Source organism: Candidatus Regiella endosymbiont of Tuberolachnus salignus, assembly GCF_964020115.1.
Lineage (GTDB): Bacteria > Pseudomonadota > Gammaproteobacteria > Enterobacterales > Enterobacteriaceae > Regiella > Regiella insecticola.
The window spans coordinates 1,725,419-1,741,160 of record NZ_OZ026542.1 but is presented as its reverse complement, the minus strand read 5'-3'; the positions used below and the strand labels follow the sequence as shown (position 1 = coordinate 1,741,160).

Here is a 15,742-nt window from a genome sequence, read left to right as displayed (position 1 = left end):
AGTTAATTAGCAATAAAACGTTTTGTATCCGTCAACACTTGCAGTAAAAGTGATAGTGATGGTTTATTGTCTTTTATCTCATGCCCCTGTTGATCGTAAATACAGTGTTTCCCTTCTTGATATAATATCGTTTGAGTGGGAGTAATAACGACCAGCAGATCACTATCGCCGGTTACCAGCCAATTTTTTGTGCGTTGAGCAACGAACAGATCCTCGCCCTGAGAATAATCTTGAGCAGCGGTTTTGACCGACAACAGCTGTTGCATCAGCGTAGTCATAATATCTTCATGATAAGTGAGTTTATTGATCTGTCGAGCGGGCATCCCTGGCCAATGGATAATCAGCGGTACTTGAAATTGTTCACGATTAAATTGACTCCCCTCGCGCCAAGTCACATCAGTACTCTCATTCAGCTCAACGCCATGAGAGGCGGTGATAATGACGACGGTTTTATCAAGTTGTCCTTGCTGTTTTAATGTTTCAATAATAGTTGTAATTTGTTGATCGGTATTTTTTTCATCAGATGGATTAGATACGGTAGCAGCATCGTTCAAATGAAGGTAAGAAAACCATTTCCCTTTAGGGCTGTAATGTGTCAACCAATGTTGCCATTGCATCGTTGTTTCACTATCGCGCTGTGGCACGGGGAGGGGTAATGAAAAATCCGTCAGTAGTGCTTGACGATATAAAGAGGATTTAAAACCATCGGAAGAAAATAATCCAAATTGGTAACCCTGTGTGTCTAATGCGGTGATAAAAGCAGAGGGTTTTCGAGCAGCAAGAATACCATCTAAATAACTTGCTGAGATGCCGTAAAATAAACCCAATAACCCCGTGTTTTCGCGATTACCTGAGCTGTAATGCTGATTAAACTGAATATTAGCCTGAGCAAACTGCGCTAAAGCAGGCATCTCTGTTGCCATGCTATTGGTGTGAATGTTATCCACGACGATCAGTAATAAATTGTAGTGATCTCCCAGATGATCGCCGAAGCTAATTTGATTGAGAGGGTATTCAACTACCAGCGCGGAGGGGTTACCTTGTTCAGCCAAACGACGCTGATATTCTTGTTGATTGAGCAGGCCCTGTTTTTCTAAAAAATTACGCGCGGTCATAGGGTAAGATAAAGGAAGATTTGCCCGTTGCATGGTGATGGGGCGGTAAAAATTAGCATCAGCCCAACTATAAATCAGGTGTGAGGCAAAAAACGCACAGATAAAGAGTGCCACCAGGGGCTTAACAAAATGTTTTCGATCCAGGCTGCGTAATTTTTTCCAACACCAACGCGCCAAAAACAGCTCAAGAAAGAAAATGATCAATACATAGATAGAAACCAGCAGCCAATGAGCAGTAAATTTTCCTAGCTCTAGACTTAACATTAATTTCCATGTCACGGGATTAAGGTGTAAATGGAAACGGGTAAACACTTCAGTGTCGAGTGATAACAACATCAGCCCTGCAGTGGCAAGAACAGTAGCAATAAAACGCAAACAGCGTGGTGACATTATTACAAACGTCAAGGGAAATATTATCAGCAGATAAACCACAAAGATGATAAAACTGAAATGTCCCAGCCAGCTGGCGAGAGCATAAATTCTACCGAGCAGTGAGGCCGGCCAATTAGAGACAAACAGATAGCGGCTACCTATGGTTAGGCCGAGCAGTATATTAAACAGGGTAAACCAGTGCCCCCAACTGATCATGTGGGACACTTTTTCACGGTAGCTCTGACGATTTATCACCATAGTAAAATTACGTTAGTTGATTAATGAACATTATCTTCAAGGGTCAAGGCGCTTAAAAACTGACATCTTATCCTATGATTTTCTTTTCTACTATTTTATCCCCTGTTTTTTTAAGTTGCAGCAAGGATGCATCAGTGTTTGAATATGACCCTGGCCAAACGGAGTATTTATCATGAATTTGGATATCAACCAAATTGCCCTACATCAGTTAGTCAAATCCGATGATAGCGTGCTTGATATGGTTTTACGCGACTCGTTGTTACCATCGAATAATAGAGTTGTGCAAGAGATGATGGTTGAATTACATCGTGTCTATAGTGCAAAAAATAAAGCTTATGGCCAGTTTAATGAAGACAGTGAATTTGCCAACGCATTTAAACGCTGCCGTAAGGGGAATGACGATTTTTTGAGTTTTACCCGTCGCGCGACAGCACGTCTGCGTGATGAATTGATTAAATACCCGTTTGCTGAAAGTGGCGTGTTGTTATTTTGCCAGTATCGCCATCTCGCAACGGAGTATTTATTGATCGCCTTTCTCAATAGTTGTAACAGTATGCGCGTTGATGAACAGCTTGATCTTAGTATCACGCATCATTTGGATATTAACCACGTTGATATTGTTGCTCGTGTTGATGTGACCGAATGGGAAACCAATAATGAATCAAAACGTTATTTAACTTTCTTGAAAGGGCGAGTAGGCCGAAAAGTCTCTGATTTTTTTATGGATTTTTTAGTAGCCTCGGAAGGGGGTGATACTAAAAAACAAAATCGCGATTTATTACAAGCGGTGGATGATTATTGTGCAGAGGCTAATTTAGATAAAGAGCAAAAACAAGCCTATCGACAACAAGTTTACAGCTACTGTAATGAACAACAACAAGCGGACGAATGCATTGAATTAAAGCAGTTATCAGAAGCGCTGCCTGTTTTCAATGAAAAAAATTTGCAACAATTTTCTACTGAACAAGGCTACGATATTGCCGACAGTTTCCCGGCAGATCGGCCGACATTGCGTCAATTAACGAAATTTTCGGGTAGTGGGGGCGGCCTGACTATCAATTTTGATGCTTTGTTACTAGAAAAGCGTATTTTTTGGGATGCTGCTACTGATACGTTAACTATCAAGGGCACACCACCAAATTTACGCGATCAGTTAAAACGATGTCTTGGATAATTTTTTAAGTTGTTGCTGCTTAAACTGGTTTGGCTATAGGAAGGAGGCTGTCGTGAAGGCGTGGTATTTATTGTATTGCAAACGCGCTCAACTTTTACGCGCTCAAGAGCATTTAGAACGGCAAGGTGTGGTTTGCTTAACCCCCATAGTGACAATCAAAAGAATGTGGCGAGGGAGGCGGGTAACCTTTCATGAACCGCTCTTTCCTAATTATCTGTTTACTGAATTTAATCCTGAAAATATTCATACCACTACGATAAAAGCCACTCGAGGTGTCAGCCATTTTGTCCGTTTTGGCCTGTATCCGGTGATTATTCCCCAAATGGTGATTGATGACATAAAGTCGCACACGATTAAAACGATATCTGATTCTACTGTAGCAGTATCCGGCGATACAGTACGTGTTACCGAAGGCATATTTTCTGGATTGCAAGCCATTTATACGGAGCCCGATGGTGAAAGACGTTCAATGATTTTGCTGAATATACTCAATAGCCAGGTTAGTAAAAGTCTAGACAATCGTCATTTTGAAAAAGTGTTGTGAATTCGACGTTACGCAATAGGTGATGCAAGTAGTCTACTGATTAACCACAAACTGATCTTCAGATAACCATTGCGCGACTTTTTTTGCAAAATAAGTTAACACCCCATCGGCACCTGCTCGTTTAAAACACAAGAGCGATTCCATGATTGCGGATTTTTCCGGCAACCAACGGTTGTTAATCGCCGCCATATGCATGGCATATTCGCCAGAAACCTGATAGGCAAAAGTGGGCACGTGAAAAGTGTCTTTAACCCGACGTACGATATCAAGATAGGGCATTCCTGGTTTTATCATCACCATATCAGCACCTTCTTGTAGATCTTGTGCAATTTCTTGCAGTGCTTCATCACTGTTAGCAGGATCCATCTGATAATTTTTTTTATCAATACTTTTTAGGTTCACACGCGAGCCGATGGCATCACGAAAAGGGCCATAATAACAAGAAGCATATTTTGCGGAGTACGCCATAATTTGCGTATTAACCTGTTTTTTATTTTCTAATGCATCACGAATCGCGCCAATCCGCCCATCCATCATATCGCTCGGCGCAATAATATCCGCCCCGGCCTCGGCATGGGAGAGTGCTTGACGCACCAAAATACCGTTGGTGGTATCGTTAATGACATAACTGTTATCAACGATACCATCGTGTCCATGTAGGGTGTAAGGATCAAGCGCCACATCGGTCAACACACCTAATTCAGGTACGGCTTTTTTTAGCGCTCTAACCGCGCGTTGTACTAATCCATTTGGGTTATAAGCTTCTTCGGCATTGATCGATTTTATCGAAGAATCAATCACTGGAAATAAAGCGATAACCGGAATACCCAATTTGGCAACGACGTCAGCTTCTTTTAATAGTAGATCGATGCTCATACGTGAGATGCCTGGCATAGAAGCAATGGCTTCTTGACGATGCTCTCCTTCGATAACAAAGAGCGGGTAAATTAAATCATTTACCGTCAGTTGATTTTCTGCCGTCAGGCGACGACTAAAATCATAACGGCGTAGACGGCGTAGACGGCGAGCAGGAAAGGTGCCAGGAAAGAGATAACTCATATTGTCCTCACTCAAATGAAACCTACTGCGTGATCACTCGCTACGGTTTCGAAAGGGGTATAGTAGATTTTTTGTAGAATCTACTGATTTACCTGTTTTGTAGGTGGTTTTTTTGCATAAAAATGAGCGCTCAATATACCCACTTCAAACAAAAGATACATAGGGATTGCCAATAATGTTTGTGAAAAAATATCAGGGGGGGTGAGCAACATACCAATAATAAAGACCCCGACTAACACGTAGGGGCGTTTTTTCTTTAAATCATCCGGCGTGGTGATGCCACACCAACAGAGTAAAATAATAGCAACGGGAATTTCAAAAGAAACGCCAAAAGCAATAAATAATGCCATAACGAAATCAAGATAATGATTAATGTCTGTTGCTATCAATACCCCTGCTGGTGCGGTTTGGGTGAAAAAACCAAATGCCAGTGGAAATACAATAAAATAGGCAAAGGCCATCCCCATATAAAACAACAGACTGCTTGAAGCCAACAATGGCAGCATTAAACGGCGTTCATGTTGATATAGCGCCGGTGCGATAAATGCCCAAATTTGATACAGAATCAGAGGGGCAGATAAAAGCAGCGATACCATGATAGTCAGCTTGATGGGAGTGAGAAAAGGCGATGCCACATCAGTCGCAATCATGCTGGCGCCAGCGGGTAATTGTTTTATTAACGGCGCAGAAACTAACTGATAAATATCATTGGCGAAATAAACTAAGGCTAAAAAAACGATCAATAGGGTAATAAGGCAATACAATAGCCGCTTGCGGAGTTCTATTAAATGGCTGATAAAAGGCTTGGCAGGATCAATAGACATCACTCAGCGATCTCCCTTGGTGGGATGAGCAGCGGTTGCTGTTGATACCTCTTTCGCTGCCGCTGGTGGTTTAGCAGATATCATTTCATCATGAATAGCTTCATCATCAATAGGTAATGAATGATTTATAGTATGCTCATCATTTGCCGTGACTTCTGTATGATGAGAATGTAGCAGTGCTTCAGTCGCATTTTTTAGTTCATCGATAGAGGCTTTTAGTTCTGGCGTCATATGTTGTAGCCCGGCTTGTTCAGCTTTTTTTAAACTTTCTTGTAGCTCCTGAAGCTTTAATTCTCGTGATACTTCATGTTGCACGGTGGTGGCCACGGAGCGTAATGCCCGTATCCAACCTGTCACTGTCTTTACCGCCACCGGTAAACGTTCTGGCCCAAGAACAATTAAGCCGATCACTATCACCAACAGCAGTTCGCCAAAGCCAATATCAAACACGGTCTATACCTGTTCTTTGTTATTTTTGGTTTTTTCCGTTTTGGTGTCTAACGGCTCGTCAGTCACTATTTTTTTCAAAAAATCAGCGTCATCACTCTTTTGATCCACCTTGGTGGGCGAGGTATCAGTGGAAGAGGGGGTTGCATCATCACCGATTGCCTTTTTAAAACCTTTGAGTGATGCACCCAGATCGGATCCTAAACTTCGCAGTTTATTCGTACCAAATATCAGCGCTACGATCACCGCAATGATAATTAATTGCCAAATACTTATGCCACCCATGTTGTTTACCTCGCAGATTTTCTCATGATCAATATACCCTTCGTCTTTGAAGCTGCCGCATTGTTGGCTGCGGACATTTGCCCGAATCACGCACTAGGGTTTCAAACACGCTTCCAAGCGACGATCCACACCCACACCCCAACAACAATCAACCCTATCGACAATGCTTCATGCTGGCCTATAAGTTGTAAAAGCGTCCCACTCACCAGTAGTGTCACACCGACATTCAATAAATAACGTGCTTTTCCCTGCCGTTGTTGCTTTTTAAGTTGCAGTGACAAGTGATCTAGGCTGTACCGTAATTTTTTATGCTGTTGCAAGCTGTCGTAAACCAGTTCAGGCAGTTCGGGGAATTTTTCTGCCCACAACGGGATTTTTTGTTTTAACGTCTGTAGCAGCGCATAGGGTCCTGATTGATCACGCAACCAGTTTTCTAAAAAAGGTTTCGCGGTCGCCCATAAATCCAGTTTAGGATAAAGTTGGCGTCCTAGCCCCTCTATATACAATAATGTTTTTTGTAGTAGCACCAGCTGAGGTTGTATCTCCATATTAAAACGACGGGCGGTATTAAATAAATTCAGTAACAAATGACTAAATGATATTTCAGCTAACGGTTTTGCAAAGATAGGCTCACACAGGGTGCGGATGGCAAATTCAAAATCTTCTACATTAGTATCATCCGGTACCCAGCCTGAATGAAGATGTAATTCGGCCACTCTTTGATAATCACGGTTAAAAAAAGCCACAAAATTTTCGGCGAGATAGCGTTTGTCAGCCTTATTTAACGCGCCTACGATGCCAAAATCAATGCCGATATACAGGGGATCTTGTGGATGTTGATAACTGACAAAAATATTGCCCGGATGCATATCAGCATGGAAAAAATTATCGCGAAATACTTGAGTGAAAAATACCTGAACTCCGCGTTCGGCCAGCAGTTTCATATTGGTGCCATTCTGCTCTAACGCGCTAATATCTGATACTGGAATACCGTAAATACGCTCCATGACTAACACATTTTCTCGACAGAGATCCGAATACACTTTCGGAATGTAGAGCATCGAACTATTTTTAAAATTACGACGTAGCTGGATCGCATTGGCTGCTTCTCGTAACAAATTCAACTCATCAAATAAGGTTTTTTCGTATTCTTTCACCACTTCATAGGGACGTAATCTGCGGCTATCGGGCAGTAATTTGGGGATCCATTTCGCTAAACGATACATTAAACGAATATCTGCTTTGATAATCGGGCGAATGTTCGGGCGGATAACTTTTAACACCACTTCCTGACCATTTGATTTCAAACGAGCCTGATGCACTTGAGCTATTGATGCTGAGGCTAGTGCTTGCTGATCAAAATCATCAAACCAAGTTGCTAAAGGTGCCCCCATTGCCGATTCAATACATTGACGCGCCAGGCTACCCTCAAAAGGCGCGACGCGATCTTGTAATAATGTCAATTGATCAGCAATCTCAGTTGAGAACAGATCGCGACGGGTTGACATCATTTGACCAAATTTGATCCAAACGGGCCCCAATTGTTGTAATGCTAGCCGTAAACGTTCGCCTAATGGTTTGTCTTTATGACGATTTGGTAACCAAAAAAATAACCGGCAGACAATGCGCAATACAGCAACATTGGGGACTAATTCACCCAAGCCGTAATTAAAAAATACGCGAATAATTAAACAGAGACGTCGAAATTCTCCCAGTAGTGTCATCGTTCCTCCAGCTGCTCTAATCTCGCACTGAGTCGGTCTATTTTTTGCGAGACAGCATCAACCTCTTTACTAAACCAAGCCACTTCTAATGGAGGGGGGGCTATTTTCCATTCCTCGGTTATTGCCTCAGCCCAATAACGCTGCTGTTGTTTCCACTGAGTGGTGAGGAAACGATGACTTTTAGCTAGCATTTGCGCCACTGTTTCCGCCGCAATATCGCCGATATAAGGCACCAGGTATTCAGTGGGATCCCATTGCGCAAAATCCAATAGCGTCACCAGTTGCTGTGCAATTTGAATGTTGCCTTCGACGATGAGCTGACCATCGCGTATTAATGAGGATAATTGTTGTGGATCGCTGAGCTTAGTGAGCGCACTGAGACCTGTTTTAATCGTGCAATCGATAGGGTCTTCCCAGTGAGTTAAAACATCAACGTGATACGGAGAAAATAATAATAACAGAGGGATTTTTAGTTCTTTTATTTCAATACCTAGCACGTTATTGGCCAGACTAGCACGTATTGCTTTCATGCTTGGATCACGAAATAGCAGCTTATTTAGCAATAGCTCTAGCATCGTGGCAACGGCAGTAGAGGCTAAAAATTCTCGTTTCAAAGACATCATATTCTCCACTTCAAAACTTAAAGCCACGGTGTAACGCCACAATGCCGCCGGTTAAATTAAAGTAGGTCACATTTTCAAATCCAGCGTCAGTTATCATCCCTTTCAGCGTTTCCTGATCGGGATGCATACGAATCGATTCAGCTAAATAACGATAACTTTCGGCATCTTGAGCCACTATTTTTCCCATTTTGGGCAAAATATGGAACGAATAAGCATCATAGATTTTACTTATCGGTTCACACTCTGGCTTTGAGAATTCGAGGATCAATAAACGTCCTCCCGGTTTGAGCACGCGAAACATCGAGTTTAATGCCTGCTGTTTTTCGGTGACATTTCTTAAGCCAAAAGCGATAGTAATACAGTCAAAATAATTATCGGGAAAAGGCAAGGCTTCGGCGTTGGCCTGAACATAATACACATTGGCTATGATGCCATTGTTACGTAGTTTTTCGCGTCCTACCTGCAACATCGATTGATTAATATCGGCCAACACCACTTGACCCTGATCGCCAATTAATCGCGAAAATTTAGCGGTTAAATCGCCGGTTCCTCCCGCCAGATCCAGTATTTTTTGGCCACGTCTAACGCCGCTACAATTAATGGTAAAGCGTTTCCAGATACGATGAATGCCAAATGACATCACATCATTCATCAAATCGTACTTAGCGGCGACAGAATGAAAAACGGCGGCGACCATGTCTTCTTTCGCTTCTTTGGCTACGGTACGGAAACCAAAATGCGTAGTCTCTTTTTCTTGCCCTGTCATTGTTTTTGCCTGCCTGCTTTTGATCAATAAACTTCGATTACTCTGTTACTACACAAGGCAATTCATCTTCGTGCGATACCGAATGACGTTCCTCTTTTGTCTTACTTTTTTCTACTAACACGGGACTAATGGGCTTTTTAATTTCAACCCCTAAGGTGCGAAAACTTTCTGCTTGTTTGATCAGATTACCTCGGCCTTCAATCAGTTTATTCATCGCTTGGCTATAGCTGATCTGTACTTTATTTAAACTTTGTCCCAAGCATTCCATATCATCGACAAATAAACGTAATTTGTCATAAAGTTTACTGGCACGTTCGGCGATTTTCTGTGCATTTTCGCTTTGATGTTCATAACGCCATAAGTTGTTAATGGTACGTAAAGCCACCAGCAATGTGGTGGGACTAACTAACATAATATTGTGCTGTAGTGCTTCGTTGATCAATTCAGGTTGTCGATCCAGTGCCACCAAAAATGCAGGCTCAATGGGAATAAACATCAAAACATAATCCAGCGAGCGTAAACCAGGGAGCTGTTGGTAGTCTTTTTTACCTAACATTTTAATGTGGTTACGTAATGAAAGAATATGTTCATTCAGTGCACTTTCTCGTTTGGCTTCTTCTTCGCTGTTAAAATAGCGCTCATAAGCCACTAATGACATTTTAGCGTCAATAATCACATCTTTATCCTGCGGTAAACGCACAATAACATCAGGTTGCATACGACTATTGTGATCAACTTTCACACTGACCTGGGTGTGGTATTCATGACCTTCTCGTAAACCAGAAGCTTGCAACACCTTACTCAGAACCACTTCACCCCAGTTGCCTTGTATTTTATTATCGCCTTTCAGGGCGTTGGTGAGATTAATGGTTTCACTGGCCATTTTACTGTTTAATTGTTGAAGGCAACGAATTTCATGTGTTAGCGTGTGACGTTCACGTGCTTCCTGGCCATAACTCTCTTGAATTTGCCGTCGAAAATTTTCTAATTGTTCGCGCAAGGGTAACAACAGGTGATCCAAACTTTGTTGGTTCTGTTCATTCACTTGGCGACCTGTTTGCTCAAAGATACGATTTGCTAGGTTTTCAAATTGACTGGTCAAACGTTGTTCACTGTTTAACAATAAACGTTGTTTTTCTTCCGCGGCGGCTCGTGTCTCTTCTAAGCGAACCTTCATTTCGCGCAGCTCCGTTTTTTGCGCACTATTTTCTTCACGCTGAAGTTGTAATGCGGTATCAAGTTTATGACACTGATCACGCCAATAGGCCAGCTGTTTTAGTTTCTCAATGCTAGCAGCAACCAACCATCCCAATAAGACACTGAGTAAACAACCCGCTCCGATCAGGATGTACCTTACATTTATCTCCACGGTTTCTCCTATTTAGATTTGTTGCAAAACCTACTGCGTAACGCAGAATTCATACCACGCAAGAAATCTAATCCATCCATTCATGGAGCCACTGCATACCAAACGCTCCTGGCGCTAATATGCCAAAAGCCCAAAAAAAGGCAGAAATGAGGTTGGCTAATTGGAAATAACCTTGTGGCATATGACAAACACCGGCAATTAAAGGAACAACCGCGCGTAACGGCCCGAAAAAACGGCCGATAAATACACCAAAAATCCCCCAACGTTCGAAAAATGTACGCCCCCGCGTGAGTAGGTGTGGATGACGAGATAATGGCCATAATGTATTCACGCGGTCTTTATAGTGAAATCCTATCCAATATGAAAGCCAATCACCGAAAAATGCGCCAATTGCGGCGGCAATCCATATCGGCCAAAAAGTAATCCCACTTTCGCCAATAAGGACACCGAATGCCAATAAAATAATGGTAGCGGGTAACAATAAAGAAATAAAAGCCAATGATTCACCCAATGCGAGGAAAAAGACCAGCGGAATCGCCCAAATTTCATGTGCTCGGGCAAAATCTGTCGTGTAAGTAACAATGTCGTTTAAGGTCACAGCGTAGTATTTCCTGTCGGTGAGTTAATGAATATACCCTTCGCCTTTGAAGCCGCCGCGTTGTTGGCTGCGGGTGTTCACCTCATCAGGTAGTTTATCTACACTCATCGGTCTCACTCCCTGGCTGCCTAGCAGCAGCTTTAAAGACGAAGGGGATAACCGCGAGTATCAAGCTAATCAACCATAATGGCCAGCTGCCAAAACGGGCGTAAGGTGTCACACCAGAAGTGGGTGTGACTGCAACATTAAGTACTTGACGTGTAAAGGGGGGGATAGCCGCCAGCACGTCGCCATTCGCTGCTACTACGGCGGTAATACCATTATTAGTGCTACGTAGCAATGGTCGCCCCATTTCCAGCGCACGCATACGTGCCATTTGGAAATGTTGCCATGGCCCAATAGAATGTCCAAACCAAGCGTCGTTAGAGACCGTCAACAGAAAATCAGTATCGGGGCGAAAATTGTTACGGATTTGCTGACCCAACACGATTTCATAGCAAATAGCGGCTGTTACATTGAAACCTGCCACTTTGAGCTGGGGTTGTATCTCGTTGCCACGGCTAAAAGAAGACATCGGCAGATCAAAAAAAGGGGCTAACGGGCGCAGTAAGTGCTCTAGCGGTACAAACTCGCCAAAAGGCACCAAATGATGTTTTTGATAGCGCTGAGTCGTAGGGTATAGATAGTGTTCTTTGTCTCCCAACACAATAACGTTATTAAAAAAATGCGTTCCGGTTTCCGTCTGGCGGGCATCGACAATACCTGTGATCAAGCTGCTATGATGAGTGCGCATTGTTTCGTCTATCATCGATAAAAAAGGATATTGATTCACTTCAATATCAGGGATCGCGGTTTCCGGCCAGATAATAATCGGCGCCCTGCCTAGGTAGGGTAGGGTGGCATCCAGATAGATTTGGCGTGTATCGGCTAAGGTGCTTGGATCCCATTTCATTGATTGCGCGATATTACCTTGCACCATGGCAATATTGACGGTTCTATCAGGATTAAGGGTAAACCAGTTTGCTGTCCCTCCATTCAGTTGACGTAACGACCAGGGTAACAATAAAAGTAATAGCGCCATCATCCCCAACATAATGCGTCGCTGGTGGCAGGCGTACACCAACAGGCCACTGATAGCAACTAAGGTAAAAGTGATGCCATCAACGCCTAAAATAGGCGCAATATCTCGCAGTGGGCCACTGATTTGACTATAACCAAATTGTAACCAAGGAAATCCAGTTAACACCCATCCACGTAAAAATTCGCTCAATTGCCATAGCACCGGCGCACCTATAGCGAATTTATACCAGGTTGTTTTTGGATACAGGCAAGTGAGTGCCACCGCAAAGAGCAGTGGGTAGCAAGATAAGTAGGCAGATAATAATAAGACAAGAAAAATATTGGTTACTGTTGGCATCCCACCAAATTCAGCAATGCTGACATAAACCCAATTAATGCCAGTGCCAAATAAGCCCATCCCCCAAGCAAAGCCGATAATGGCCGCCTGTTTACGCGAGCGATTTAAGATTGAGAGCAGTAACCCAGCAAGAGAAAGAATCGCCGCCGGCCAAAAATCAAACGGAGAAAAGGCCGATGTACCGCAAGCACCAAACGAGAAGGCGAGTAAAATACGAATCCATTGACGATTAAGTAACATTTAGTTTTCCAATGTTGGAAATAGCCCATTTGGAGGAACTTTAACATGAACTTGAATAATGCGACGGCTATCTGTCATCGCCGTTTTAAATGAGTAACCTTTAATTTCAATAACTTCACCACGTGTAGGCAAGTGACCAAAGGCTTGCATGACGAAACCGCCGATGGTATCGACTTCGTCATCGCTAAAATCGGTGTTGAATATTTGATTAAAGTATTCAATTTTGGTTAATGCACGTACGGCATAGGTATCATTGCTAAGTGGGCGAACGGCCCAATCTTCTTCGTCATCATCATATTCATCTTCTATTTCGCCTACGATAAGCTCCAGGATATCTTCGATGGTCACTAACCCGGATACTCCGCCAAACTCATCGATGACGATAGCCATATGATAGCGCTGTAGACGGAATTCTTTTAGCATCCGATCAACCCGTTTACTTTCGGGCACCACCACCGCGGGTCGCAACACTTTATCGAGACTAAAAGCAGTAGAATCCGTGAGTATAAAAGGTAATAAATCCTTTGCTAACAACATGCCTTCAATATGATCTTTATCTTCGCTGATAACAGGAAAGCGGGAGTGAGCCGATTCAGTGATCACATCTAAGCATTCATCCAAGGTTTGATTGTATTTAAGTATGACCATTTGAGAGCGCGGGATCATAATATCTCGTACACGCTGTTCAGCAATATTCATCACCCCTTCCAGCATGTCTTTTGTATCGTGATCGATCAGATCTTTTTGTTCAGAATCACGGATAAATGCGACTAAATCAGTACGATTTTTAATCTTGCACTGGAAAAAATAACGCAAGACGATATTTAAAAATTTTTGACTAATAGCAGAAAAAAATCCGTTTTTGGCGGGAGGGGAATTATCATTGATAGATGGATGGTCGTCGCTCATGGCGTTTTAATTAAAATTACCTATGTTGGTTATGATTTCGAATAGGCTTTTAGATCAGCCCGCATTGTTGGAGGCTGAATAGTCTCTACAGAAAATAGGGATCAGGATAGCCTAAAGTTTGTAGAATGTCAGTTTCGAGCGATTCCATCTCTTGCGCCTCTTCATCAGTTATATGGTCATACCCTAGCAGATGCAAGGTGCCATGCACAACCATGTGTGCCCAGTGAGCCAATAGGGTTTTATTTTGCTCTACCGCTTCTCGTTCAACCACCTGTCGACAAATAACCAGATCGCCTAACCATGGCAAGTTAATTTCTTCAGGCAGGGTAGAGGGAAAAGATAGCACATTGGTTGGTTTATCTTTATCACGATAGATAAAATTTAGTTGACGACTTTCAGCCTCATCCACCAGCCGAATGGTCATTTCAGCTTCAGATAACGATTGAAATTTTACCTGTATCGCCTCCAACCAGCTGTGAAAATTGGCTTCGGTCGGTAGTTTTTTATTGTGAGTACATACAATTTGTAAATCTAGAATCACGGGGGCATCCACAAATAAATGAGTAATTAATAACAATATGACTTCTTTTAGCAAGATTACATTGCTGATAAAAATCACGCATTAAAAATAGACCTCTTTTTTTAGGAGCCTGCATGCCATCAATTTCTGTCCCCTCAATTTTTACTGTGAGTCTGCTTAATCAGCATGTGCGACAACTGCTAGAAATGGAAATGGGGCAAATCCGGCTCAGCGCTGAAATTTCCAATTTTTCACAGCCCTCTTCCGGCCATTGGTATTTCACGCTAAAAGATGAGCGCGCCCAGGTACGTTGTGTCATGTTCCGCAATAGTAATCGTTTTGTCACCTTTAAGCCTCGTAATGGTCAGCAGGTACTGATCCGCGCATCGATCACATTGTATGAAGCCAGAGGTGATTACCAGCTGATTGCTGAAAATATGCAACCCGCTGGTGATGGTTTATTACAGCAGCAATTTGAGCAGCTTAGACAGCAGCTAACAGCGGAGGGATTGTTTAAACAGGATCATAAAAAACCGCTGCCTCATTCGGCTAAACAGATTGGCGTTATCACCTCTATCCATGGCGCAGTTTTGCATGATGTTCTCCAGGTGCTACAACGCCGTGATCCGTCTTTGCCTGTGGTGATTTATCCTACTAGCGTGCAGGGGGTTGACGCGCCTTGGCAAATTATGAAGGCGATTGAAATAGCTAATCAGCGCGCTGAATGTGATGTTCTGATCGTCTGTCGAGGAGGCGGTGCACTAGAGGATTTATGGAGTTTTAACGACGAGCGGTTGGTACGCGCGATATTTAATAGTCGCCTTCCCATCGTCAGTGCCGTGGGTCATGAAACCGATGTCACGCTGGCTGATTTTGTTGCTGATTTACGAGCGCCCACCCCCTCGGCGGCGGCAGAGTTGCTCAGTCGTGATCAACTTGAATTGATGCGCCAAATTGCAGTACAGCAACAACGTATGGCGATGGCGTTGGATTATTATTTAGCGCAATGCCAACGCCAATTTAGTCAGTTTAAACATCGTTTACAACAACAGCATCCACAGTTACAGCTAGCAAATCAGCAAACTGAGTTAGTTAGGTTACAAAACAGATTGGAGCAGGCGATAAGCATGCAAATGGCCGAGCAGTTACAGCAACTCCACTTTCTGCAACAACGTTTGACCAAGCTAAGGTTACTTGAATACTTTTATGGTTATCATCAACGGATACAACAGCAAGCCTATGGTCTTAAACAGGCTTTAGAGCGTCAATGCAATCAGTATCGCCAGCGTTTTAGCGTTGTTTGTTCACGACTGGAAGCGGTGAGCCCATTAGCCATTTTGGCACGAGGTTATAATGTCACTCACACTTCAGCCGGAACGGTGTTAAACAGCATCAAGCAAGCGCACAGAGGAGAAAAAATCATCACTCGTTTGCAAGATGGCTCCATTGAAAGTGAAATCACGCAAATAAATGCGGTAAAAAACACGTAAAAATAATA

14 protein-coding genes and 2 pseudogenes are annotated in these 15,742 nt (G+C 42.9%); 3 read left to right on the top strand and 13 right to left on the bottom strand.

Translation table 11 applies throughout. The annotated features are described in order from the left end of the window. Window positions 1–2 precede the first annotated feature (2 nt). Window positions 3–1,745: an LPS biosynthesis-modulating metalloenzyme YejM gene (yejM, locus tag AACL30_RS08870; protein WP_339056385.1), complete on the bottom strand. Its 1,743-nt coding sequence runs from the start codon at window positions 1,743–1,745 to the stop codon at window positions 3–5. A gap of 172 nt (window positions 1,746–1,917) precedes the next feature. Between yejM and yejK the strand changes: the two genes are divergently transcribed. After that, entirely contained in the window at window positions 1,918–2,919 is a 1,002-nt protein-coding gene (gene yejK, locus AACL30_RS08865) for a nucleoid-associated protein YejK (protein ID WP_339056384.1), read from the top strand. A gap of 52 nt (window positions 2,920–2,971) precedes the next feature. Then, the gene (rfaH, locus tag AACL30_RS08860) at window positions 2,972–3,463 is read left to right on the top strand and encodes a transcription/translation regulatory transformer protein RfaH (protein WP_339056383.1); all 492 of its coding nucleotides are present in this window, start codon (window positions 2,972–2,974) and stop codon (window positions 3,461–3,463) included. Between the two features lie 33 nt (window positions 3,464–3,496). Here rfaH and hemB read toward each other — a convergent pair whose 3' ends face one another. From hemB to ybeY, 12 genes and pseudogenes are all read right to left on the bottom strand, one after another. Next, entirely contained in the window at window positions 3,497–4,522 is a 1,026-nt protein-coding gene (gene hemB, locus AACL30_RS08855) for a porphobilinogen synthase (protein WP_339056382.1), read from the bottom strand. Between the two features lie 80 nt (window positions 4,523–4,602). Continuing rightward, window positions 4,603–5,346 (bottom strand): Sec-independent protein translocase subunit TatC, encoded by a 744-nt coding sequence (gene tatC / locus AACL30_RS08850; RefSeq protein WP_339056381.1) that lies wholly within the window; start codon window positions 5,344–5,346, stop codon window positions 4,603–4,605. A gap of 36 nt (window positions 5,347–5,382) precedes the next feature. Further along, window positions 5,383–5,796 (bottom strand): annotated as a pseudogene (gene tatB / locus AACL30_RS08845) (Sec-independent protein translocase protein TatB); the annotation flags it as partial. Between the two features lie 3 nt (window positions 5,797–5,799). Then, entirely contained in the window at window positions 5,800–6,078 is a 279-nt protein-coding gene (gene tatA, locus AACL30_RS08840; RefSeq protein ID WP_339058432.1) for a twin-arginine translocase TatA/TatE family subunit, read from the bottom strand. A 101-nt stretch (window positions 6,079–6,179) separates the two neighbouring features. Further along, the gene (gene ubiB, locus AACL30_RS08835) at window positions 6,180–7,802 is read right to left on the bottom strand and encodes a ubiquinone biosynthesis regulatory protein kinase UbiB (protein ID WP_339056380.1); all 1,623 of its coding nucleotides are present in this window, start codon (window positions 7,800–7,802) and stop codon (window positions 6,180–6,182) included. Further along, on the bottom strand, window positions 7,799–8,422 hold the full coding sequence (locus AACL30_RS08830; protein WP_339056379.1) for an SCP2 domain-containing protein: 624 nt from the start codon (window positions 8,420–8,422) through the stop codon (window positions 7,799–7,801). The genes ubiB and AACL30_RS08830 overlap by 4 nt, the downstream gene beginning before the upstream one ends. Window positions 8,423–8,435: 13 nt before the next feature. After that, window positions 8,436–9,191, bottom strand: coding sequence for a bifunctional demethylmenaquinone methyltransferase/2-methoxy-6-polyprenyl-1,4-benzoquinol methylase UbiE (gene ubiE, locus AACL30_RS08825; protein ID WP_039906857.1), 756 nt, complete (start codon window positions 9,189–9,191; stop codon window positions 8,436–8,438). Window positions 9,192–9,228: 37 nt separating this feature from the next. Then, window positions 9,229–10,491, bottom strand: a pseudogene (gene rmuC / locus AACL30_RS08820) (DNA recombination protein RmuC); the annotation flags it as partial. Window positions 10,492–10,627: 136 nt separating this feature from the next. Continuing rightward, the gene (locus tag AACL30_RS08815; protein WP_339056378.1) at window positions 10,628–11,158 is read right to left on the bottom strand and encodes a DedA family protein; all 531 of its coding nucleotides are present in this window, start codon (window positions 11,156–11,158) and stop codon (window positions 10,628–10,630) included. A gap of 94 nt (window positions 11,159–11,252) precedes the next feature. Beyond that, the gene (gene lnt / locus AACL30_RS08810; protein WP_339056377.1) at window positions 11,253–12,815 is read right to left on the bottom strand and encodes an apolipoprotein N-acyltransferase; all 1,563 of its coding nucleotides are present in this window, start codon (window positions 12,813–12,815) and stop codon (window positions 11,253–11,255) included. After that, on the bottom strand, window positions 12,816–13,724 hold the full coding sequence (corC, locus tag AACL30_RS08805) for a CNNM family magnesium/cobalt transport protein CorC (RefSeq protein ID WP_339056376.1): 909 nt from the start codon (window positions 13,722–13,724) through the stop codon (window positions 12,816–12,818). A gap of 85 nt (window positions 13,725–13,809) precedes the next feature. Continuing rightward, complete coding sequence (ybeY, locus tag AACL30_RS08800; RefSeq protein ID WP_422389600.1) at window positions 13,810–14,265, bottom strand: rRNA maturation RNase YbeY; 456 nt, start codon at window positions 14,263–14,265, stop codon at window positions 13,810–13,812. A 113-nt stretch (window positions 14,266–14,378) separates the two neighbouring features. On the opposite strand from ybeY, the gene xseA reads away from it, so the two are divergent. Further along, window positions 14,379–15,734, top strand: coding sequence for an exodeoxyribonuclease VII large subunit (xseA, locus tag AACL30_RS08795; RefSeq protein WP_339056375.1), 1,356 nt, complete (start codon window positions 14,379–14,381; stop codon window positions 15,732–15,734). Window positions 15,735–15,742 lie beyond the last annotated feature (8 nt).